The sequence below is a fragment of the Paenibacillus borealis genome, assembly GCF_000758665.1.
Taxonomy (GTDB): Bacteria; Bacillota; Bacilli; order Paenibacillales; family Paenibacillaceae; genus Paenibacillus_AQ; species Paenibacillus_AQ borealis.
The window spans coordinates 856,370-879,899 of the sequence record NZ_CP009285.1; the positions used below are offsets into that span (position 1 = coordinate 856,370).

The 23,530-nt window shown below is 41.5% G+C and carries 17 protein-coding genes; 16 read left to right on the forward strand and 1 reads right to left on the reverse strand.

Annotation, left to right across the window (positions count from 1 at the left end; all coding sequences use genetic code 11):
- The first annotated feature begins 1 nt into the window (after position 1).
- The 14 genes from PBOR_RS03730 (at position 2) to PBOR_RS03795 (ending at position 21,609) form a co-directional block, all read left to right on the forward strand.
- A complete protein-coding gene (locus tag PBOR_RS03730) occupies positions 2-2,719 on the forward strand; it encodes a phospholipase D-like domain-containing anti-phage protein (RefSeq protein WP_042210532.1) in 2,718 nt (905 codons plus the stop codon).
- Between the two features lie 410 nt (positions 2,720-3,129).
- Entirely contained in the window at positions 3,130-4,326 is a 1,197-nt protein-coding gene (locus PBOR_RS03735; RefSeq protein ID WP_042210533.1) for an exonuclease SbcCD subunit D, read from the forward strand.
- Positions 4,283-7,375 carry an AAA family ATPase gene (locus PBOR_RS03740; RefSeq protein WP_042210534.1) on the forward strand — a complete coding sequence of 1,031 codons (3,093 nt, stop codon included), beginning with the start codon at positions 4,283-4,285 and terminating at the stop codon, positions 7,373-7,375. Before PBOR_RS03735 ends, PBOR_RS03740 begins: the two co-directional genes overlap by 44 nt.
- A gap of 272 nt (positions 7,376-7,647) precedes the next feature.
- The gene (locus PBOR_RS03745) at positions 7,648-8,595 is read left to right on the forward strand and encodes a hypothetical protein (RefSeq protein WP_157763967.1); all 948 of its coding nucleotides are present in this window, start codon (positions 7,648-7,650) and stop codon (positions 8,593-8,595) included.
- Positions 8,596-8,768: 173 nt separating this feature from the next.
- Positions 8,769-9,206: a hypothetical protein gene (locus PBOR_RS37625; protein WP_042210536.1), complete on the forward strand. Its 438-nt coding sequence runs from the start codon at positions 8,769-8,771 to the stop codon at positions 9,204-9,206.
- 96 nt (positions 9,207-9,302) lie between these two features.
- On the forward strand, positions 9,303-10,364 hold the full coding sequence (locus PBOR_RS03755; protein ID WP_052429315.1) for a restriction endonuclease-related protein: 1,062 nt from the start codon (positions 9,303-9,305) through the stop codon (positions 10,362-10,364).
- Positions 10,361-13,444 (forward strand): pPIWI_RE_Z domain-containing protein, encoded by a 3,084-nt coding sequence (locus tag PBOR_RS03760; protein WP_052429316.1) that lies wholly within the window; start codon positions 10,361-10,363, stop codon positions 13,442-13,444. Before PBOR_RS03755 ends, PBOR_RS03760 begins: the two co-directional genes overlap by 4 nt.
- Entirely contained in the window at positions 13,441-15,927 is a 2,487-nt protein-coding gene (locus PBOR_RS03765) for a pPIWI_RE module domain-containing protein (protein ID WP_042210538.1), read from the forward strand. Before PBOR_RS03760 ends, PBOR_RS03765 begins: the two co-directional genes overlap by 4 nt.
- A 218-nt stretch (positions 15,928-16,145) precedes the next feature.
- Entirely contained in the window at positions 16,146-16,928 is a 783-nt protein-coding gene (locus tag PBOR_RS36055; RefSeq protein WP_081971896.1) for an NERD domain-containing protein, read from the forward strand.
- Positions 16,912-17,166, forward strand: coding sequence for a hypothetical protein (locus PBOR_RS03775; RefSeq protein ID WP_042210539.1), 255 nt, complete (start codon positions 16,912-16,914; stop codon positions 17,164-17,166). The genes PBOR_RS36055 and PBOR_RS03775 overlap by 17 nt, the downstream gene beginning before the upstream one ends.
- The gene (locus tag PBOR_RS03780) at positions 17,166-17,492 is read left to right on the forward strand and encodes a hypothetical protein (RefSeq protein ID WP_042210540.1); all 327 of its coding nucleotides are present in this window, start codon (positions 17,166-17,168) and stop codon (positions 17,490-17,492) included. The genes PBOR_RS03775 and PBOR_RS03780 overlap by 1 nt, the downstream gene beginning before the upstream one ends.
- Complete coding sequence (locus PBOR_RS35215) at positions 17,489-19,741, forward strand: McrB family protein (RefSeq protein WP_052429317.1); 2,253 nt, start codon at positions 17,489-17,491, stop codon at positions 19,739-19,741. Before PBOR_RS03780 ends, PBOR_RS35215 begins: the two co-directional genes overlap by 4 nt.
- The gene (locus tag PBOR_RS03790; protein ID WP_042210541.1) at positions 19,716-21,203 is read left to right on the forward strand and encodes a DUF2357 domain-containing protein; all 1,488 of its coding nucleotides are present in this window, start codon (positions 19,716-19,718) and stop codon (positions 21,201-21,203) included. Before PBOR_RS35215 ends, PBOR_RS03790 begins: the two co-directional genes overlap by 26 nt.
- A gap of 46 nt (positions 21,204-21,249) precedes the next feature.
- A complete protein-coding gene (locus PBOR_RS03795; RefSeq protein ID WP_042210543.1) occupies positions 21,250-21,609 on the forward strand; it encodes a hypothetical protein in 360 nt (119 codons plus the stop codon).
- Positions 21,610-21,726: 117 nt separating this feature from the next.
- On the opposite strand, the gene PBOR_RS03800 is transcribed toward PBOR_RS03795, so the two are convergent.
- On the reverse strand, positions 21,727-21,975 hold the full coding sequence (locus tag PBOR_RS03800; protein ID WP_042210544.1) for a helix-turn-helix domain-containing protein: 249 nt from the start codon (positions 21,973-21,975) through the stop codon (positions 21,727-21,729).
- Positions 21,976-22,126: 151 nt separating this feature from the next.
- Here PBOR_RS03800 and PBOR_RS03805 point away from each other — a divergent pair, with 151 nt between their 5' ends.
- Together PBOR_RS03805 and PBOR_RS03810 are read left to right on the forward strand one after the other, a co-directional pair.
- On the forward strand, positions 22,127-22,624 hold the full coding sequence (locus PBOR_RS03805; RefSeq protein ID WP_042210546.1) for an aspartyl-phosphate phosphatase Spo0E family protein: 498 nt from the start codon (positions 22,127-22,129) through the stop codon (positions 22,622-22,624).
- A gap of 177 nt (positions 22,625-22,801) precedes the next feature.
- Positions 22,802-23,497 (forward strand): nuclease-related domain-containing protein, encoded by a 696-nt coding sequence (locus PBOR_RS03810; protein WP_042210547.1) that lies wholly within the window; start codon positions 22,802-22,804, stop codon positions 23,495-23,497.
- Positions 23,498-23,530: the final 33 nt, after the last annotated feature.

A 23,530-nucleotide genomic window follows, 5' to 3' on the forward strand; every position in this document is an offset into this window, starting at 1 on the left:
TATGACGATAAAGCGTTTCTCATCCCGAACAGAAAGATTGGATACTGAGTTTTTAGCACAAACTCTTAATGGTGCATCCAAGTATTTCCGTATTGCAGGCTATTTTAGGAGCTCTATTTTTGAACTAGTCGGCGAGGAGATCGCCCAAATTTCAGAAGTGAAGATTATCTGTAATTCCGAGTTAGACCTGGCCGATTTTCAGGTTGCAACAGGGCGGAATACAGCCCTTAAAGAACACTGGAACGAAGTGGATGTAGAAGCTGAAGCACTTCTGAAAAAGGAGCGCTATCAGATTCTCGATCAGCTTTTGCAGTCTGGTAATGTGGAGATCAGAGTAGTGCCGAGGGAGCGCTTGTTTCTCCATGGAAAGGCCGGATCCATACACTATCCGGATGGTACCCGCAAGTCTTTCATTGGTTCTGTGAACGAGTCGAAAAGTGCGTTTGCCCATAACTATGAACTGGTATGGCAAGATGACGATGAGGAAAGCGCTGACTGGGTAGAGAGGGAATTCTGGGCCTTGTGGAACGATGGTGTTCCTCTTCCGGAAGCTATTTTGGCAGAGATAAATCGTGTGGCCAATCGACGGGAGATCACGGTTGAAGTATTGAAACCCGATGAGGTCCCGGCTGCTGCAATGGCTGAAGCTCCAATATATCGAGGGGGAGAACAATTGCAGCCATGGCAGCGTTCCTTTGTAAGCATGTTCCTGGAGCACAGAGAAATGTACGGGAAAGCCCGCTTGCTTTTGGCAGACGAGGTCGGAGTTGGTAAGACGCTCTCCATGGCAACCAGCGCTCTGGTGAGTGCCCTTCTTGAAGATGGCTCGGTTCTCATTCTTGCTCCGTCCACGTTAACGATTCAGTGGCAAATAGAGATGATGGATAAGCTTGGAATTCCTACTGCTGTCTGGTCTTCTCAGAAAAAGGTGTGGCTTGGTGTTGAAGGTCAGATTTTATCCCCACGCGGAGATTCATCTTCTATAAAAAAATGTCCTTATAAAATTGCCATCATATCGACTGGATTGATCATGCACCAGCGGGAGAGAGCTGACTTTGTCAAAGAAGCAGGAATGCTCCTTAAAAATCGATTCGGGACAGTTATTCTGGATGAAGCACACAAAGCAAGAGCAAGAGGGGGACTTGGCGATAAAGCAGCTGAGCCTAATAATCTTCTTGCCTTTATGCAGCAGATCGGAAAACGAACAAAGCATTTGATACTAGGTACTGCGACACCTATCCAGACGGATGTGCGGGAACTATGGGATCTTTTGGGGATTTTGAATAGTGGAGCATCGTTTGTTCTGGGTGATTCATTGTCCCCTTGGCGAGACCATGAACAAGCAATCCCATTAGTAACTGGGAAAAGTCAGGTCACTTCTGAGAGAGAGGCTTGGCAGTGGTTAAGCAACCCACTGCCTCCATCAAATGAACACCATATAATCCAGCAGATTCGAGATCATTTGGCAATTGACACCCAATCTTTTTTATGTGCACACCGGTTTGAAGACCTGGACTATATGATTCAGAACATGTGGCTCTCTGAGTGTTTAGAACCTAGATTCTTCAAAGAAAATAACCCTGTATTGCGTCATACTGTGTTAAGAAAGCGAAAACAGCTTGAAGACGACGGACTATTAGAAAAAGTCGGTGTTAATACGCATCCAATAACCAGAAACCTTGCACAGTACCAGTCTCGCTTTGTCGGATTAGGGATTCCAACAAACACACCCTTTCAGGTTGCGTATGAAAAAGCTGAAGAGTTTTGTAAGCTTCTTCAATCTAGAACTAAAGCAGGCGGCTTTATGAAATCTTTGATGCTGCAGCGTATTTGTTCAAGTTTTGCCTCCGGCTTGAAAACTGCACAGAAAATGCTTAAGCACTCTGTTTCAAGTGAGGATGAAGAGCGCATTGAAGAAGTAGAGCATATCCTTTCTGAAATGACGCCTGCAGAAGTGTCCTGCCTTAAAGAAATAGAGACACAGCTATCACGTGCTGAAGCCGTAGATTCAAAGCTCAATACAGTAAAGTGGTTCTTAACAGAATTCAGGAGTGACGGAAAAACATGGCTTGAACATGGCTGTATTATTTTCAGTCAATACTATGACACTGCGGAATGGATCGCTAAAGAGCTTGCCAAATCTCTCAAAGGTGAAATTGTGGCAGTATATGCGGGTGTTGGGAAGAGTGGACTTTTCCGTGGTGAGCAGTTTAACAATGTTGAGCGTGAAGTTATAAAGTCTGCGGTTAAAACTCGTGAGATCCGGCTAGTTGTAGCAACCGATGCGGCCTGCGAAGGGTTGAATCTTCAAACATTAGGCACCTTGATTAACATTGATCTTCCATGGAATCCATCTCGACTCGAACAGCGATTGGGTAGAATTAAGCGGTTCGGTCAAGCTCGAAAGTTTGTCGATATGCTCAACCTGGTCTATAGCGAAACTCAGGATGAGAAGGTTTACAATGTTTTATCAGACCGCCTTCGTGACACATATGATATTTTTGGAAGCCTCCCTGACACAATCGATGATGAATGGATTGAAGATGAAGAAGAGCTTAAAGGTCGAATGAACGAATACATGCACGAAAGGAAAAGGGCTCAGGATGCTTTTACTGTGAAGTATCGTGGAACCATAGATCCTGAGGCGGATTTGTGGGAAAGATGTGCATCCGTTCTATCACGTCGTGACATTGTAAGTAAGCTAAGTGAGCCTTGGTAATAAGATCCACATGCGCACGTTCTGTGCTCAGAAGGTAGGATACTGGAATTTTCAAAAATCAAAACGGGCATGGTACTGCCTATAATAGCAAGTAAATGCTTCACTTCGTTTCACTCGAAATGGGAATGAACAAGGAAATCCAGAGTCATTTTCCACCTCGCTTCATAGACTTCAGCGAGCAATTTGCCGATCGAGTCATTCGCGACTTTGGTGATGCTTTATGATTAATGGAGCATTTATGGAAACTAAACAACTATCAGTATAATTTTTGCAATCAAATACATTTTAAGAACAAAAGTTCGCTGACAGAGGGTTGTCAGCGAACTTTTGTTTAATAGAGATACATAAATAACAAGGCAATCTTGTAACGGCAAAGTTTGAAATAAGACAATCCGAAAGGACGGAGAACCATGAAAATCTTCCACACAGCAGACTGGCACCTAGGCAAGCTAGTACAAGGTGTCTATATGACAGAGGATCAGCAATATATCCTTGAACAGTTTATCAAGGATATTGAGTCAGATCAGCCCGATGTCATCATTATTGCAGGCGATCTATACGATCGTGCGGTTCCACCGACGGAAGCAGTACAGTTGCTTGATCAGGTGCTGCAGAAGATAATACTTCAGTTAAAAATCCCTGTGCTCGCAGTCGCAGGTAATCATGACAGTCCAAGCCGCCTTGACTTTGGCAGCAGTATTATGAAAGCATCGGGGCTCCATATTGCAGGGGAACTTACCGCCTCCATGGAGCCAGTAGTATTGAATGATGAGAATGGTGCAGTTCACTTCCATCTCATTCCTTATGTGGAGCCTGGGAAAGTACGTTATTTACTTGGTGATGAGAGTATTAGAACACATAATGATGCCATGCAGAAGATTACGGAGAATATTAAAAGAACGATGGACCCAAACATCCGCCATATTTTTGTGGGACATGCTTTTGTAACACCTGGCGGTGAAGCACAGGATAATACCAGTGATTCTGAACGGCCGCTGTCTATCGGTGGGGCAGAGCATGTAAGCTCCGAACATTTTGCCGGATTCCATTACACCGCATTAGGTCACTTGCATCAGGCACATCATGTTGGAAACGAAGCAGTCCGGTATGCTGGATCACCGCTGAAGTATTCCATTTCGGAGGAACTTCATAACAAGGGATATTTAATTGTCCATCTAGATGAACACGGAAACACAACGATTGAGCGGCGATTGCTGACACCACGGCGCGACATGCGGACAGTAGAAGGCTTGATCGCAGATATTGAGCGGCATGTCATTAATGAGGATTATGTGTTCGTCCGCTTGCTGGATGAAGTGTTGGTGTCCTCGCCAATGGAACGGGTACGCTCGGTCTATCCAAACGCTATGCATGTAGAACGCAAGATGACGATCCCAGGGTTGATTGGGGAGCCACAGGTGGTTGAAGGACGAGCAAAGATGGACGGACTGTCGTTGTTCAAAGCTTTTTATAAAGACGTAAGAGGAACAGAGCTATCGCCAGAAACAGAGAAGTTGTTTATCGAAACGCTGCAGGAAATCCTGGAGGAAGAAGGTGAGCGTTATGAGACCGTTGAAGCTGACAATGACGGCGTTCGGGCCGTATAAGGATACGGAGGTTATTGATTTCTCCGAGCTTAAAGAGCACCGCTTATTTGTGGTATCAGGAAATACGGGGGCCGGAAAAACATCGATTTTTGACGCGATCTGTTTCGCTTTGTACGGAGATGCAAGCGGTGAGGACAGAAATGACAACAAGATGCTTCGGAGCCATTTCGCCGATGACCAGGTCCACACGTCTGTTGATTTGGAATTTGAGCTGAAAGGTCGGACGTACCGTGTATTTCGGCAGTTAGCCCATGTAAAGACCGGAAATAAAGGTGCGACAGGAGACAGCTATGAGCTTTATGAAATCAGCAGCGGAAAGGCTGTCCCTATTGTTGATCGCTTTATCGTATCTCAGGTGGATGAGAAAATCCGTGGACTTATTGGACTAACCAAGGAGCAGTTTAGTCAAATCGTTATGCTACCACAGGGTGAATTCCGCAAGCTGCTCACCTCAGAGACAGAGAACAAGGAAGAGATCTTGCGCCGGATTTTTAAGACAGGGTTATATAAGCAGGTCACGGACCATTTGAATGAACAACGCAAGGACATGCAGCAAATTTGCTCGGAGCAAGCGAAGATGCTGGATTATCATATCGGTAATGTGAAAGGTGCTCTAGGTGGGCGTGAAGCCTCTGACTTATGCAAGGTTTTTGAGCAGGAGAACTACAACACTTATCAAGTGCTTGAAGCATTGGATAAAGAGATTGAATATTATACTGTGCAACTGAAAGAAAAGAAGCTGTTGTTGCAATCTGAACTAACCAAATTCCAAGAACATACGGCTGTTTATCATCAAGCACAAGCTGTGAATGGACAATTTGATCTGTTAGATCAGAAATCTGAAGTAAAGCAACAGCTAGTAGCACAAGAGGATGTTATCAAACAGCAGACAGTGCAGCTGTCTCTTGCAGAGCAAGCGGTTCACCTTCAGGTCTATGAACAACATAATCTTGAAATGACGGATGAACTAAGTCGTAAAAGTGAGTTTCTCGAAGCTGCGATTACTGAATGCCTGCAGGCTGAAGCTGCCCTCAATATGGCTAATGCTCTCTATAAGCAGGAAGAGGGGAAGGAAAAATTACGGAATCAATCTTTACGTGAACTGGATCGGCTACAAGGATATCTCCCAGCGGTTAAAGAGATTGATCAGAGACAGCAACGAGTCACGAAGCTTACGATAGAAGTGGATACCTTGTCTAAGCAGTTGAACGGCTCAATTGATGAGCTGGAGAAGAAGCAGAGCGATCGACTCTCTAAGGCAGCGCAAGTCAAGGAACTGGAAGATAAGATTCTTCATTTACCGGCAAAGACTGAGAAGCTTAGCCAGTTAAGACAGCAGGCTGTAACTATGAAAGAATATCTCGGCCTTTTAGACAAACTTACAATTGAACAAGCAGAAGAAAGAGGAAATAAAGAATTATTTGAGCAAGCGGATCAGGCGTATTCTACAATTGAGGAACGCTGGATTGAAGGACAAGCGGGATTGCTTGCAACTCATCTTCATGACGGTGAGTTATGTCCGGTCTGCGGAAGTCTTGATCATCCCCAAAAAGCTGCTGCCACCGGCGACATCCCTACCAAAGAAGAGCTTGAACGGATGCGTAAGGAGAAATCTTCATTTGAAAAAAAATATCTCGAAGTAAAGGCGAAGCTCACAACTACTGAACAGCAGATTAAAGAGAAGCAGCAACAGTTGCTTGAACTGGGATATTCGTTAGAAGGGATTCAGAGTGTTTATGCTGATCTGCAAATAGAGGGGAAGGCACTGGTTGAAGAGGAGAAGCAACTGAAGGAAGAGAATTCTATGTTGGCTTCACTCAAGCAAGCATTAGATACACTGGATATGAAGTTGGAGGAGTTACGCAAACAAAAGGAACATACGCAAAGTTTGTTCAATAACAAAAACACAGAATATGTAACTGAGAGAGCATTATTTGAACAGTCTTTATCCAGTTTGCCAGAAGATGTGCGTAGTCTCGGGAAATTAGAACAGCATATCAAGAGTGCAGAGGTTAACAATAGACAACTTGAGAGCGCATGGAAGCAAGCACAGGGGCAATACCAGGAAGCGAACGAACGGAATATCAAGGCATCTGCAAGCCGAGTCAATGCTGAGAATGGGAAGAGCGAAGCGACTACCAATAAGGACAAGGCTCTTCGAAGCTACCTCGGAGCGTTAGAACAGGCTGGGTTCACTTCAGAAGAAAGCTATAAAGCAGCGAAGATGAGCAATAGTGCTCAAGCTGAGCTGAAGAGTCAGATTGAAATGCACAAGGCCTCATTGGCATCGGTAACCAAGCAAATTGAGGAATTAAGCTTCACACTTGCAGGTAAAGAACGTCAGGATCTTGCCATCCTTCAGAAGCTTCTAGATGATCTGGAGCAATCAATTGATATCGTTCGCGCTGAGTCTATCCAAGCTGGGAATAACTTTGATAAAGGCTCGGAATTTAAGGCGAGTATTCTTGAGGCTGAGCGTAGCTACCAAGAGGCTGAACGCGAATACCAAGTAGTGAAAGATTTGTATGATGTTGTGCGCGGAGAAAATAGTAGTAAGCTCTCCTTTGAACGCTTCCTGCAAATTGAGTTTTTAGATAAAATTATTCACAATGCGAACCATCGGCTACAAAAGATGTCCGGAGGACAATACTACCTTGTCCGCAGTGACCGGATGGAGAAACGCGGCAAGCAAAGTGGCCTTGGATTTGATGTGTATGACAATTATACCGGTCAAATGAGGGATGTGAAGACATTATCCGGTGGAGAAAAGTTTAATGCTTCGCTGTGTCTAGCGCTCGGAATGGCAGATGTTATTCAAGCCTATGATGGCGGGGTTTCACTAGAAACCATGTTCATCGACGAGGGTTTTGGTTCACTGGACGAAGAGTCACTGAACAAAGCCATTGATACTCTGATTGACCTGCAACAGTCCGGCCGAATGATTGGTGTAATCTCACATGTCCAGGAGTTGAAGAACGCAATTCCGGCAATCCTGGAGGTGAAGAAAACTAGAGAAGGGTATAGTTATACTAATTTTTGTGTGAGTTAGAAGCTATTATTTTGGGATACGTAGATTCTTCTACTACTGACGACTTCACGGTCGTCATTTTTTTATTGTATAAGGACATCAGATCGAATTTATCGAAATGATATCGATAGAGCGATACAACGAACAGAAGTTCACTGACATATGATTGCCTTGCTAATATGATCTAATTAGAGATGGGTTTTGTTGAAGTGGCGTCTTTATTTTTTGAATAAATGGTCTGATCTATAGTAATAGGTGACATATGAATATAAGTAATAATTAAGGAGAATTTGATGATGCAACTTACGACTAAGCAATTAGAGAAAATGAATGCGTATGTGGGATGTGGCCCGCACTTGGATGCAGATATACTGATCCTGGGGAACGAAGAAGGTACTGATGGGTTTCCAGAGGAAATAGCAGCTCATGCTGCTGCTAGGTTTCGTCTTTATGGAAAGGATCAGGAAACAGTGTCAACTTTACTCGATAGTATGACCAGTGATAGGGATATTCTATATCAGGATGATTTATATTCAAGCGAACATTACAAGTATAGTCCTAAAGGGCTTTGGACGAATGGTTTTTGGGAACCAAGTGCAAATGCTGGTGGTGAGAAGATCAAGGAATATTTGAAAAGGTATTATGGTTCCATACCAACAAAAAGTACAGATCGTCCTTCAGCATTTAATACCCATACTGCCCGGATATGTTTAACAATTAAAGCAATTAAGACTGATTCTAATTTCCCAATCGAGACTTACCTAAACTATGACAAGAGCAAACGAAATGAAATTGTGGCATTTACGGAGGAACAGCTATATACCCCCAATCCTAGGGGAGGTGTTGCAACTGCTCTTATGGATTGGAGGCCATTACCTAGACCGAATGAAGGTGGTTGGCCACCTGAATATCAAGCGCTATTTAAGAATGCTGATGAATATTTGGATGCCTATCTTTTCAAAAAAAATGCGACCCCCAAAATGCAAGCCTTTGTAGAGAGAAGAATTCAATATCTGAAGACAATAATTCTTCAGAGTCGTGCAAACCACCTAATTACAATAGGACAAACAGAGAATAAGTTGGATATCATAGCCCGGATGTTTCCAAAGCAGAAGCTCGAAATTGAACAGATGCCACTAAAAAATAGAGCATATTATGTACGAATGCGATTACCAGAGAAAACGTTGAACATATACTCCCGTTTTTTAATTACTTCTCGATTGAAAATCTATATCGCGTAGCAAAACAGTATATAATACCTAATTATTTTGATTTTCCGCATTTATCGGAGAATAGCGATTTTGCATCTATTACTTATGATCACAAAATTAAAAACGAAAAAACGTCAAAAAAAAGTAAAAGTATTAGAGTAGAATCTTTAAAGGGGAGTGAAGAGAAACTATTTTTACAGGAGTTGGCTCAAAAAATTTCTGATCTTGAACCTGATATTCGCCATACTTCTGCTCGTCGGGATAATAAAGTTAATTATAACTATATGCATATGTGGTTCGACGATAGCTGCTGGGGTACTCCTCAATGTAGTGCACATATTCATGTGAACTTACAATCAATAATGAAAGTTGAAATAAGATGGGGGGTTCACCCTGATAAATTTGAGGAACCCATACGTTCCAATTTAATCAAGGCTGCCAATTATATCGGTAATATGATCTCAGAGTATGGGTTTCAAAGAAGCTCTTCATCCAGAAAATTGATCATTTTTCATAAAATTCTTCAGAAGGATAAAGAGAAGAAGGAAGAATTGCTTATTGATGTAGTTATGGAATTAAGACGTATGTTGTCCTTTGCGCGCGAGAATATTTTGAAAATAGTTCCCAGAGTGACTCATTAACTCAGAAGTTTAATTCGAACATACATTCGCTGACAACTAATAGTCACACACATAGCTTATCCTATACCTAACAATCTTCTAATAGGATGGTGCTCTATGGCTAAAACACATGACACTCTTCTGTCCCTGATCATAGGCATTAACAAATGGCAGGGCAACTACGGTAAGATTCCGGACGAGCTTTATAAAGGAATGCTGCTTTTCATTGAACAGACAGCTGCTTCAAAAGCTCAACCTCCGGTTGATTTATATCATCTACTGCAGACTCTTCATCGCCCCTCCAAAGAATGGGGGATCCCTGACCTCCAAGATTATTACCCCGAAGAAGCACCTTTATTGGAGGAATTCATTGGTCTGACGCCAGATGCTGATGAGTTCCTGAACAGACATGTTTCCCCTCAGGATGCTGAACAACAATCTATGTATGCAATCCTAATGTACTGCCGTGAAGAAGGCCGACAGCTTCAGCAAGAATACGCTCGCATCCGCACGTTTCTATCTAATCCACATCATGCCGTAATTACTTCCTTTCAATTATCTGAGTTTGCTGAAATTTTCCCGGATATTCAATTAACGAATCTAATCAAACAGTGCTATGAAGAAATAACACCTAGAATAGCTAACTATCGAAAATGCCCGCACTGCGGTTGGACCTTGGAATATAAGAATGACCGGTGGTGTTGTAATAAGGAAGATATCTGCCACCTACTCGCTGATTTTGAGTTAATGACTTCATTTGATTTCGGGGAGGAAAGGGTATTACGTCTTTTGCCCGGAATTCAAAGATTTGTACTGCTGCCAGGGTTATCTGAACTTAGAATAGCAGAAAGATTGACTCGAAAGGGGTATCAGGTAGAACTCTATCCCAATGTGGACGAATATGATCTTATCGTATCAGAAGATGGTCAAAGTATCTTTCTGGATGTCAAGGATTTCAGAGATCCAAGGACGCTTGCTAACTTCTTCAATCATCAGAGTCCTGCTTATCTGGAAAAGTATAAAAATAAATGCTTGATCGTCGTTCCGAATTATCGCAGTCAGCTTTTCCCATCTTATCGAGAGCGGAGCATGAATCTACTTAATGAAACCGCCCGAGAGTATATCGAAATGATTATGGAGAACGAAATCGAATCCACGCTGAAGAAGGTGTTTCTGTGAGACTAACTTATTGGGAGCTTTCAGATGGTATCATCGATGCGTTCGAATCACTTCAGTTACGTAAATCAGAAATTAATGTATTGGTGAGCATGGAGTTATTCATCACAGGCTACAACATGATTGATCCCAAGCTATCCATCTCTCAGGCGTGGTCCGTTCTGGTTGGTTACAATGAACCTATTCTGAAATATTCAACTCGCATGGATGTCATCACTCGGCTTAGAATTTTATTTCCAGAACTAAGGACTAAGAAAAACCTTCTCAAACGCATCAATGCCTACGGGGAAATTGGGAGTGAATATCGATTATACGAAATCAAGGAGGATGAAGGGGCTGTTCGCATTGCTCCGAGATACTTAGTCGATCGTTCTTCAATCTACAGAAGTATCCTTGAACAGCCAATTCCGCGCCAGTCTAATACTAAACCCTTTGCTAACAAAGAAGAGTTCACATACTCCCGGAGGATTAGAGGTGGGCAATGGATTAACTTTCACGGGAAAATTCCTGAATCTATGCTCTCAAGTGAAATTAAATCTCTACCAGTTTATCGACCCAAAAGGAGATTTAAGCTCTCAGTCCCTTACAACGGAGCTACTTTAGCAGCTGAAATGGATCAACTTCTGGAATCTTCAGCTATGTGGGTGAGCAGAGCCCAATCTGTGCTGCTGGAATCAATAGATGATATGGATCTAGAATTTGTGTATCAGGGGAACCAGCACATTGGTGGGGGGCTTGGAGCGGGAAAGTCAACTTTTATGATGATGGAAGCCTACCGGCTGGTAAAGCATGAGGGGGCAAGAGTTGGTTTCATTGAAGGTAGCGTTATGCAAGCTCTTGAACGTGTTAAAGAATTACGCAAGCTAGGTATTCTTGCTGTTCCTGTTATCGGTAGAACTTCCAGAGAAGGTCATCTCAATAACTATTTATTCGCAAATAGCAGTAGCATTCAAGAGGTCAGTGATTGGCAGAGCCAGCAGTATGAGTCACTCATTCACTTGTCTGATGTTTGTATTATAAAAGCGTTGACTCAAGATTATGAACGAAATAATCGATATCCTTGTACACAACTCCAGCAAGGGGATATTTCTGTGAAATGCCCACTTGCTCATGCCTGTGGTGTATATAAAGACCTATCCTCCTTGCAGGATGCTGAAGTATGGGTAGCTACTGCGCCAAGTGTGTTGAAGACACGTATATCATCTGTGATTGATCCTTTGGAAAGAACGATTTACGAAGCGATGTATGACTTACTGGATGTTGTCTTTGTGGATGAAGCAGATCAGGTACAGAAGCAGTTCGATGAGACTTTTTTGACACAATATAATGTGTTCGGGGCAGTTGATGATATCTTTGAGCAGTTAAGATATGAATCGAATGAGCTTACTCGAGGACGGTATGGCCAATATGCTGGTGATCCTGTAATTAATGAATGGAACGATAAGCTTCGTATGCTAGATCAGATGATTTGGCGAATATATAACAAACTGGAACTATCTCAAACGCTTAGAAAAAACATAAAGAATAATCTGATTCGGGTAGTGGCACTGGCTGGCGCAATTAGTGAAAAGCTCTCTGATAGTGCTCAACTACAGTCGAAAATTTTCAAACAATTAACTAGCTATGCTTCAGATCCATATAAGGATCCTAAGCTCTCTAAAATCGTAGATGAAATCGTGGAAACGGAAAGCTCCGAACAGAAGCTGAGACTCATCGATCAGATTATATCAAAGGTGAATGGGGTCCCAAAACCAAGGGTGAAAAAAGAATTGCTCTTTGCGCAGCTTGAATTTTTCCTGTACTTATGTCGAGCAGAGGAGAGCATCAAATACATTTTAACTACCTTTCCTATAATTCAAGCTAAACTTGGTCTTTCCGTTGATTTCTCTCCATTGTTTACTATGCAGAAGGACTACCTGGCTTTTATGAAAGAGGCGATGACCGGAATAACCCTGGGATATAAATATGACTTGCCTGACAATGAGAAGACCGGAAAGTTCAAACTTATTGAATACACTGCAGTGGGACGTTTGCTGTTACATGATTGGCATAGTCTTTATCAAGAATGTGATGGAAAAGATGGACCTGCCGTTATATTTCTCTCTGGGACCAGTCATGCTCCGAAATCAGCTCATTACGACTTGAAGACACCTTCAGAATGGTTGCTAAGAGCAAAACGTCAAAGTTCGGTTATTCAGATGACATACAAGCCCGTGCTTAATGAAGTCCATGGAGAATTTTACTCGGTGTCAGGTATTCGTGACTCAGAAGAAAGAGACCAATATCTAAGAGGGATAGTGAAGCATCTAAAGCCGGACATTGAATATGAATTGAATCATTGGAGTACTACCGGTAACAACAGGAGAGTCTTGCTGGTTGTAAATTCTTATGATGATGTTGATACAGTCTGCAATGTTTTTCGGAATGATAGATATTGGGCAGGCAGATACAAGGCGCTCTCCAGAGATGCTGATCAGCATGAAGATCAATATTCTAGAGTATTGGTTGAATCCTTTTATCGAGAGCGAGCTGAAGTACTAATTGTTCCCTTATTATCTGTTGGTCGGGGGTATAACATTTTAGATCAGTATGGGGAAGCCCTTTTCGGTTCTGTATTTTTCCTGGTTCGTCCCTACCCTATACCAAATGATCTGAATTATCTTGTCCAGGTCCTGCATGCGTATTTACCTGACTATTTGCGTCGTGTTGAAGGGTTGAATCTCACATACGATAAAGCTGTAACCAAGTTACGACAAATCAGTAGTGGAAAGCTGGAGCATATGTATTTGAAACCAGATTTCTGGTCGATTTTGAGCCCCATAGAAAGAGAAATTATGGGTTGGTACACTTTTGTTCCAGTCTGGCAAATGATCGGGCGTTTACTGCGTGGAGGTAGAGATGCGCGTGTCTACTTCTGTGATGCTAAGTTTAATGCTAAGCCTGAAGGCAACTCTGGAGGATATTCTATGCTTGAAGTATGGGCAGCTATTATGAATAAGAACAAAAAGGATACTATGTTTCAAAGCCTATACGGACCTTTTAGCGAAGCTATTAATAATATGAATATGGGAGACAGTATATGAACAGAATGGAGCTTTTTGCGCTGGAAGTAAATGAAGAAGTTTTTTATCATGAGATGATTTATGTGATGCGTATGCCCGAGAGCTGGCGAAATTTTTTTTTAACAGAAAAGACAAATCAGAACTATAAGCTTTCTAATCAAATAAAACCACTTGGACAGAAGCTTAAGAGCATTTTCCCAGAGATTGTTTGTGTGGAGTTAAATAGTAAAGTGTTGCAAAATGACCTGCCATGGATTGTTTCTACTGTGAAGATCCCGGAATCTCATATTAAGAAGCTATCCCTAGGCTGGTTTGCAAATTTAAAAGGACACTCAGAAGTGGGACTCCCGGACGAGATTAAAGCAGCTGAGCTAGAATGGAAAATCTCTAATTTCGGGGAACTTCACGAATCTATCGATAAATACCAATGGCTCCCTGGTTTAGCAGCTCACAAGTTCTGCGAGGAATTGCGAACGATAGAATTGGGAAAAGGCCTCGTTGAGGAGATGCAGTTTCATCATGCGATTTTTAATAATCAACATGAATGTATTTCTACTCCGATCAGGAAATCATCGAAACATGATCCTTTCTCTTATGTTCTGAAAGTAGAACTGAAGAACCGTGGTGGGGATGCTGAGAGACCGCTTATTCTTGTGACTGTAGGTACAAGGCGTTATTTAAAGGAGGCACGGATTAATGAGAAGGGTTGTTATTTTAAGTCAGACCATGCTTGTTCCGTACTAGTGTCAGTTCGTAATCCTTATACAATACAAGAGAAGCGTTCTTTCTCACAGCTAAAGTTTGAACGTCGTGCCGGTAGTGATAAAGACAACTCTCCTTATTCAGTCTGGAAAACAGCCTTAGACGGCTTGTATTGGGATGTTCTATACGGTGAATCCTTCGAGTCAGATATGTTGCTTGCTAATCCCGTGTCCTTTTTGGATGGTAAAGGTGAAATTGCTGCTTATGTTGTCAATCATCATTCATTCAAGAGTAAAAATAACTTTGTGAAGTCAGGACTCGGGCTATCAGAAAAAAGTGGTTTGTTTAATGCATTTAAAGAAGTACTAGCTATGCATCACTTAACACCGTTGTTTCATATTCCTGATATCCCTCGTAAGCAGATGAATGATATTCGATTTCCTATTGTTGCACATAAAGCAGAAAAGCTAGTTATTGAGGTTTATAGCAGTGAAGCAATGTTTAATGCAATGAAAGAAATTTACACAACTGAGCAGAAATCATTAGAAAAGAAACCGGTGATTTTTAATCGCCAAATTTCAGAAAATATATACGGGCTTAATTGTGATCAAGATGTAGTGGTAGAATTCGTACACTGCAGTTCTGAAGAGATTGTAAGCGAACTGGAGGTTGGGTCATATAGTACGGATGCTGCTTTTAATAAGAGAGTTAATCAAATTAACAAGCTGCTTAAGGATAGGAACGTCTCGGGTGATAAACGGACATTGGCATTAGTGGAAATTGAACCTAAAGAAAACTGGAGCAAGAATGGGGACCCTAAACGAGCAATAAGAGAAGGAATGAAAAAGACAAGACGTCTTACGCAGTTCATACATCCACTGTCGGGTGAGGAGAAGGGGGATACTGCTAGAATCATTAATGCTTTGCTTGATTTGCTTAATGATGCAGGTTTCCTAAGCAGCAATATGACCAAGCTAGACTTAGAAGGTCCGATTTTCTCCTTCAATATTATAAAAGAGGTTAATAAATATTTACCTGTCGTATCAAAAATGGATGGAACAGAAATCATGCTTAAAATACTTGGAGTTGAGCCGTGGTTATCTTTAGCTGAGGCGCCTTTTTATCTGGAACAGGCTAAAATGTTGGAGAACCCCACCAAATGGAACCAAAGCAAGCAGGTTTTTGAGGAGTTTATGATAAGAGCTATTGAGAGTGAGCTTGATCAAAATGTAAAGCGGCTAACCGTAGTCCTAAACGCGACACTGAGAAATGGTTGGCTTCCTGCTCTTAGAAATACTGATCTTAAGTATGATAAGGTTCCATATCTGAGTGAGAGGTTAGCAAATGATACTCGGCTGAAATTTATTCGTATCAATACAACGAATGATGTACCACAATACCGCATAATCGAGAAGGATGCTGAAGATGATTTCAACAAAGCATCAGGAATTTTTAAAGATCCTTTTGGGATTTATTATGGAGTTGGTGGAAGACCATCTGCATGGTCTGGTGTGAGGAACGAGGATATTAAGTTCCTGTCACCTAGCAAGCTGCTGCTTCAGCAGAAAGCAGTCGAGTACATTCCTCTGGGAGAGCTGGATGAAAAGGAACGTGATGACCTGGCTAATTTAGTTGATCAGTTAAGAAGAGTAGGTCTAAATTATGATAAACATACAATCTATCCTTATGGTATGCGGATTACTAAGATTCTGTCGAAATATTTAACCGGGGAAGAGCAGGATTACGATCCGGAGTTTGATGAGGATGTGGAGGTAATGGAGGAGGCTGGGGAGATGGTATAGGCCTGTAATTGTTCAGGAGAGATATACAGCAAAGCGTGATCAAAAGACGACTATGATGTCGTCTTTTTTGTTAACAAGGACTTTAAATCCAATTTGTCGAATTAATTCTAATATGGAGATATTTTCAAATGAACATACGTTCGGTGACAGACATCGGTCTAATCAAAATGCTCTAATAAAAGTTGAATCAGTGATCTTTACGGAAAGGAAGTGCTACGTTGATTGCAGAAATCCATAACAAAATCTCAAAAACGGGCAGTAACTTGTCTGATCGGCTTGAGGACCAGTTGACGGGTGATTTTTTTGGTGCGATTCGTTACCTTCCGTTTGAAGCTGCACTGCAGCATGTGCTCACGGCAGTTCGCTTTGAAACCACAGATCAGGAATCGGATTGGAGAGAATCTTTGCAGTCGACCAAGGGATTTGATTATGAGATTGAGTTTTGGGTTCGCCTTGCAGAAGGGGAGATTGATTTGATTATTCATCTTCCCGATGCTGTTATTGGAATCGAAGTGAAATACTATAGTGGGCTCTCATCAGATGATGAAGAGACGGAAGAAGTGGTCTCGCCGGGAGAAAGTATTAACCAGCTAGCTCGTTACTCCCGGTTGCTGCAAGAGCTTAAACAAGGTAAACCCGCATATCTAATATTCTTAGCGCCATTAAACACCTTAATGCCGGTTCAGCGGGATATGAGAACGAGAACTATTATAGCGAAGAATATCAAATTAGGATTTCTGACTTGGCAAAATGTATTGGAACAATTGCAAAGTATTGGATTACAAGATTTGGGTAAGGGACAGCAAAGGATTATGCAGGATTTAATAGCTCATTTGCTGGGAAAAGGTTTTGAGCGGTTTAGAGGCTTCAGTTCAGTCAGTAAAGATAGTTTAATGAATGGGCAACCCTATACATTCCATAAGAAAACAATGTCACGATTAAATCTATTATGGCCGATACATCAGAAAGTTCAGGAAGGGAACTATGTCTATGTCAAATAATCTTGGTGTTAATATCAGTGTCGCTGTAAATGTGCTACGTCAAACCTACAAAAATTTAAATTTACTTTTCAGTGAGATGGATATGATTGCAGAAGAAATGGGCTTTGTTCCACTATCTACACGATTTTTGAGATGGAAGTCAGATAACTATGAAGACGGCTGGTTACTTAATAATTTTATCAAGATTTATCAGTTAGACGGAGCATCTGCGGGTAACGATAAGATCCTGTGTATGTAGTGGAAATCGAGCTGGTTGGAGAAGAAGGCCATCCCGAGATCAGTTTATCCAAATTTCAGTATGATCTTACCCGTTGGGAGCGGATGCCTGCTATTTCAGATCACTGGCTCTTTAACGATCCGTATCAGCTAGACAATCATTTTGAAATTGATTACGTAGATGGTTATTGGATAAGTAAAGTTAAAGAAAAATCATCGAAAAAATATTGGGGATTTAAACAAGCAGTGGGTAAAACCATGCCCCTTGTAACAATAAATGATGCCGAATCGATTAAAACAGGAATATTTCAACAGCTATTAGATTTACCTGAAGGGAGCTCATTATGATTAACTTATCTCATTACCAGCAAATATTCGATATCGAAAACACTGCTGAAAGATGCAAAAAGGTTAGCGAAACCATGGATCAGCTGTGGAAATCGAATTTGGAACAACTAGCTGGAGAATTGCTTGAGAAAGACTATAGAATTGCTACATACGGACAGACACTAATGACCACCTATTATGACTCACTAAATCCTAAATATGCTGAACAGAAGAAGGAAACGAATATAGGTAAGAAGTACTTTGCTCAAATTACCCGCAAAATAGCAGATAAAGAGATTGTTCTTCTGACCCTGGAGTTTAATGGAATTGAGCGGCAGATGTATGTATACACTGAATTAAGTTTTTATCAGGTTAATGCGTTGATAAAAAATGGCCAATTAAGCTTTAACTTAAGCAAACTGGATGACGATATCAAGACGTTCACTAGAACAAGTTCTTTCACGAGAAACGAGATTGAACGCTCAATGTTGGAGCAAGAACTTAGTGCAATGGTGGGGCCAAGAACCAGACCGTGGATTTTCTTTGGTCTAGCCATCCCAATGGAGGGAAGCTGTGCAATTGCTGACATTCTAAACATGTTGAAATATGTATGGGAACAGACAACTGCGCTACGGAATTATGCTCTGGAGGATAGAAAGCAAAGAGTTAGAGCAGCAAATGTTATGGATCTGATTGCTGAAGTTGCAACACCTTATCCTGTCACCTTGTTCGGACATTCATATCAGATCTATTATGGGGCAATTGAAACTGAAAAATCCGGTGACCGCAAACAAGGGTTTACTCTGAAAAGAGAGGGGCAGACGATTGTCCAGGGGACATTTTATTATGGCGAACATAATGAGAGAAGGGGGTTGAATAAGCCGGTACTTGCTGTAGATGTGGCGGGTAGCAATCATATTTACGCTAAAATCTCTGTCCTGCTTGGTGATAATCGTAAGGAATGGTGGCTTCAAAAGTCTTTTAAAATGATGAACCAAGACAATGAAGCTCTAAAGCTTCGTGCCTTTGATTTACTGAAACAGCATGGTATTCCGACACGCAACGACAATGAGTATTTAATGGGCACGTACATCAACATGGAGCAGCGATTTGAAGAAAATCTTGAAGTAATCAAGGGGAGATTTGCTTGTGCCGCCCTTTTGTTTGCTCATGTGAATGGTCGAGGGAATTTCAAATTTCCTGAACCACCGGTTCAAAATATAGCTGAAACAGATGATAATGCAATGATTGATGAAAATTCGGTTGAAATAATAGAATACAACAGCAACTTTGATTTTACAGTTATTTATGAGGCGATTCAGGATAGTTCTTTAACATTTGATAAAGATTTGATCAGGGACTTACATCTAAACCTGACAGCTCTAGATGATAAGCATTTTGTTATCCTAAGCGGTATCTCGGGAACCGGGAAGACTCAACTAGCTAAACTGTATGCAAATGCAGTATATGGTTTATCTTATGAAGCTGATAATCCGTATTTGTCTATTATTCCTGTACGACCGGATTGGACGGATGGAACAGCTTTGTTCGGATACTATAGTTCATTTGAGCGCCAGTATATAATGACTGATTTTTTAAAGGTACTGATGCATGCTCATAAGGAGCGGGAAAAGCCCCATTTTATTGTGTTAGATGAAATGAATCTCGCCCGTGTTGAGTATTATCTAAGTGACTATCTTAGCGGTGTGGAATCCCACAAAGATATTCCACTGCATAACCGAGCTGATCTTGATGAAATACCGACTAAGATTAGCATCCCGCCAAACGTATATCTTATTGGTACTATTAATGTGGATGAAACAACACACAGTATTTCGGACAAAGTACTTGATCGTGCATTTGTTATGACTTTAAGTGAGGTGGATCTGGAAACTTTCTGGAGTCGCATCGATGATGGCATTAGAGAGGGGCTTCAGAACGAATTCAACATTTTGAAGAGCTTGCATAGTTTACTAGCCCCTTATTATCTACACTTTGGTTATCGGACGATGAAGGAAATGATTCAGAAGTTGAGTCACCATCTTACCTTGGATATTGAGCATCAGATATCAAGAACAGATATGCTGGATCGGGTGATATCAGAAAAGGTACTTCCTAAACTCAAGGGTGATGATCGGATCGGAGAACTGCTCGGGGAACTGAAAGAAGATTTCACCAGACATTTAGGTGAAGGTTCAACAAGTCTAGGACACATTATTCGAATGGAGAAGGAGCTTCTTAGATATGGAGCAACGCAATTCTGGCGGTAATTTCTGGTTGCGATTAGCCGATGAAGAGTGGAACGTACTAGAGGAGGCCTACTTGACAGAGGCCTCTACCTACGAGTGGAAGTACGTAATGGATGGTAATGAACAGCCTCCATTAATCCACTTTTGTGACATGCTACATCTTCCACATCGTTTGGAGGAAGGGGAAGCTTTTGGTCAGCTGACCACTCCTTTTTTCAGCGGCCAGGTTTATTTTGATATAAATGGGATGAAACTTGGCTCATACATTTATCCGGATGCTCGCAAAATGACAGAGGAACAATACGACCTTATGTTAAATGATATTTTGCAAGAAGCTTCACTTTGTTTCGAATATTCGAATATTGAGACGGAAATTACTGCGGACCAGCATTCACTTGAGCTTTCTTTAGCACAATGGAGCTATATTGAAGCCTCATTTTCTTCACTCAGAACTGTAGTACGGCAAATCATTGAGCATCCAATTCGAGTACTTCAAGCACATGAACAACAAATGCGGCGGGAACAAGTCAAAATGGTGGATAGTAAAACACTGGTCTGGATCGAACGAAACAGTGGTCGCAGCACAACTGGAAATATTCCTACTACAGTGAAATCTTCTGTTCGTGAAGATAGTTATAACACTTATGAGAACAGACTATTAAAGCGAAGACTCTTAGATCTAAGACACCTGTTGAAAATGTACGGAAAATCCGGTCGGGGAAACTATAAGATCAGGGCAGAAGCCTACGCAGACAAAGTTGGTCATTGGCTAAGGGATTCTTTTTTTAGGAAAGTTACTCCTTATCAAGGGGTCATAAAAATATCTCAAGTATTTCGAAAGCATCCTGTATACCGGCAGTGCTATCAATGGTTTGACCGTCTGTATAAGCATGGAAATGAACAAATTGGGATGAGTTACAACTATCCTCTTCGGGAGACGTTCGCGCTATATGAAATTTGGTGCTACATGCAGCTTGTGAAAATTTTTCGGGAAAAGAAGCTTTTGAAGGAAACTAGTGGGCTATTCCGAACAACACGGGAAGGACTCTTTCTTCATTTTGCAGAGAATAACGAAAGTATTGTGGAATTGAAAAATGGCATGCGGTTATCTTATCAGCGAGTGTTTAAACACAATGGCAAGGATTTTTACACTTTTACTCAAGATATGAAGCCCGATATTGTAATTGAAGCAGGAGAGTTTCTGTATATTCTCGATCCAAAGTATCGGATTGCTAATAACTTGGGAACAGCACTTGGAGAAATGCATAAGTATAAGGACGGCATCTTATTAATTCGAAATGATAGAAAGGCAGTTCAGAATGTATTTATTTTGACACCAGTTCAGAGTGATGAAATACGTTATTTCAAAGCCGACTTTCATGAAAGGTATAGTATGGGAGCTATTGCGCTCATGCCAGGTAAAGACTCGCCCTCCCTGGAGAAGTGGGTGGATAAACTAGTACACGGGGGAGATCTTATATAGGTAAAGGTTGGAACCTAGTAAGGAAAGATATAGGGAGGTTAAACAAATGGAAATCACTCTAGATATGAGTAAAGGTGCATTAGATACAGCAAAAAAAGTATATCGGGGAGAACTAACAAGAACTGAAGGGAAAATTGAAATTAATAGGCGTACGGGTATGAATGAAGGCTCGGCACAAGATTTTATTACTATTTTTTTGGCTATGATGAGTGGGAAAGTATATAAGCGAGCTTTTAACAATGCCACTAATAAATTTTTGCTTGAAAGTATCAGACAAGAATTTGGGGATGAATCCTATAGAAAGGCGTTAAAAGCAGTCCAGCAACACATAGATTATTACTCTACTTTAGGTAAAGGGAAATTAACAGGATTACAACGGATTATAGATCAAATGAAGAGGCTCTAGGAACGGAAATAACTAATTAGCAGTTAATGTGGGATTGCCCTCTCTTTAGTGAGAGGGTATTATTTTGTCTTTACAAGGGAATGTGAGTTGGATCGAGCATTGGGTTTCGACCATCTTTCACTCATCATCCCTCAACAGCTCCCCAACAGAAACCTCCAGCGCTTTCGCAATAGCCACCACCTCGTAATCCTGCACAAGCCTATATTGACCCTCCAAGCGAGACAAACTTGTCGGGCTAATGTCCAAACCGAAGGTTTGCAGCCTGGCAAGGAAATCCTTTTGCTTCATTCGTTTGGCTTTTCGAATAGCTACGACTCGGGTCCCGATGATGTTCTTATCACCTGGGGGTTCTTTGCGATGTCTCATTTCCGTGTCACCTCACAATTTAACCAAATTGTATGCGAGGTAAGTGTTGTTTTAATGCGGATATCGAATTAAAATAAAATAAACCGATAAACGCATTAAAATCTCTGTACATCGTCTACAGATATAGCTTTCCCAGGAAGGAGAGGGTGCGATGCAACATCTCATGCATAATTATGAGGAGGAGAAGCGCAAGTTGAATGAACTCGGAAATAAATCATTGGAGCAGGGGATTCCACTAAGCAGTAATGAAGCGGTCCAGGCCCAGAGTCGTAAGGTGGACGAACTCATTAACCAGATGTATCAAGAAAAAAGTAGACATACAGCTCCACTTAATTTGAAATTCTGTCTTGGAGGAGATGTGGTGAGCTTTCCGGCATGGTTTATAAAGACGATTCAAAGTCGATTGAATGAGGTCACCGCACAGATCGAACATCAGTCCGAGCCTAGACATCCTTTTGAGGAAGAGAGCAAAGCTTTTCAGGCATTATTTGAGTCTATGGATATTGCTCACAGGCCAGAGTTTGAGTGCTGGGAGGACAAGCTTCAATTGAAGCAAGCCGTTATTTATGAACGTTTATATCTACAAGGGCTTAAGGATGGTATGCAGCTTGTAAATGCATCTACTGCCCCTCCAGTTCTCTCGGACTAAAATATACTCTGGGGAATATGCTGTTAAAAGTAAATTAGTATCAGAATGAAGAGTGATAATTGCATACGTTATTATTGGGCTGTCCATGTGACAGTCTTTTTCTTGTTGGAAGGGAATCCTTCCCATATTGTCGAATTACCATACATATTGTAAATCCAGATGATACGAGGTTTTGCTATGTTTAAAGCACTGTTGTCGCTCTTCAAAAAGTCTGATGCAAAGCCGCCACAGGCCGTGCAGAAAATACATACCTCAAAGCCAAAGCCAAAAGTGGCCTCCACACGAATTGGAGAGTTAGGCGAGCATAAAATCAATATCCAACTTGATCAACTACCTAAGGAGTGTAAATCGTTAAGCGATCTATTACTCCCTAATCCGAAGTCTCGAACAGGCTACGCTCAGATTGATCATGTTGTTATTTCTCCGTATTGCTTATTTGTCATTGAGACGAAAAACTACAATGGGGAAATTAAGGGTGGGCGGACGGATCAGCAATGGTCAGTAAGTAATCGTTACAAGATGTATAATCCGCTGAAGCAGAACTACGGGCATATCAAGGCTATCGAGAGTCTGATAAAGGGTGTAGCGGCAGTAAAGTTTGTCTCCATGATCTCATTCACAATGAGATGTCGGTTCAGTATTGATCCCGAGCTTAGGAAGATCCATTCGGACGAACTGGTTGTCTATGATGTGGAACTAAGTGAGTATATCTCTAGGAAGTTGATCAGTTTGAGGACGGGAACCCCTCAACCTCCTATTTCTGCTGCGCAGGTCCAAACGATATACGATCATTTGATTAAGGCTAATATCACCGATCCACAGATTCGTAAGCTTCATGTACAGAAAATAAAGGGGACCAAAGCGCAGCGTTAATAAATACCTATCATTGGAATAAGGGAGTTAACA

Coding starts and splice junctions, on each gene's coding strand:
- PBOR_RS03730 (WP_042210532.1), top strand. CDS start 2: ATGACGATAAAGCGTTTCTCATCCCGAACAGAAAGATTGGATACTGAG.
- PBOR_RS03735 (WP_042210533.1), top strand. CDS start 3,130: ATGAAAATCTTCCACACAGCAGACTGGCACCTAGGCAAGCTAGTACAA.
- PBOR_RS03740 (WP_042210534.1), top strand. CDS start 4,283: ATGAGACCGTTGAAGCTGACAATGACGGCGTTCGGGCCGTATAAGGAT.
- PBOR_RS03745 (WP_157763967.1), top strand. CDS start 7,648: ATGATGCAACTTACGACTAAGCAATTAGAGAAAATGAATGCGTATGTG.
- PBOR_RS03755 (WP_052429315.1), top strand. CDS start 9,303: ATGGCTAAAACACATGACACTCTTCTGTCCCTGATCATAGGCATTAAC.
- PBOR_RS03765 (WP_042210538.1), top strand. CDS start 13,441: ATGAACAGAATGGAGCTTTTTGCGCTGGAAGTAAATGAAGAAGTTTTT.
- PBOR_RS03775 (WP_042210539.1), top strand. CDS start 16,912: ATGTCTATGTCAAATAATCTTGGTGTTAATATCAGTGTCGCTGTAAAT.
- PBOR_RS35215 (WP_052429317.1), top strand. CDS start 17,489: ATGATTAACTTATCTCATTACCAGCAAATATTCGATATCGAAAACACT.
- PBOR_RS03790 (WP_042210541.1), top strand. CDS start 19,716: ATGGAGCAACGCAATTCTGGCGGTAATTTCTGGTTGCGATTAGCCGAT.
- PBOR_RS03795 (WP_042210543.1), top strand. CDS start 21,250: ATGGAAATCACTCTAGATATGAGTAAAGGTGCATTAGATACAGCAAAA.
- PBOR_RS03800 (WP_042210544.1), bottom strand. CDS start 21,975: ATGAGACATCGCAAAGAACCCCCAGGTGATAAGAACATCATCGGGACC.
- PBOR_RS03805 (WP_042210546.1), top strand. CDS start 22,127: ATGCAACATCTCATGCATAATTATGAGGAGGAGAAGCGCAAGTTGAAT.
- PBOR_RS03810 (WP_042210547.1), top strand. CDS start 22,802: ATGTTTAAAGCACTGTTGTCGCTCTTCAAAAAGTCTGATGCAAAGCCG.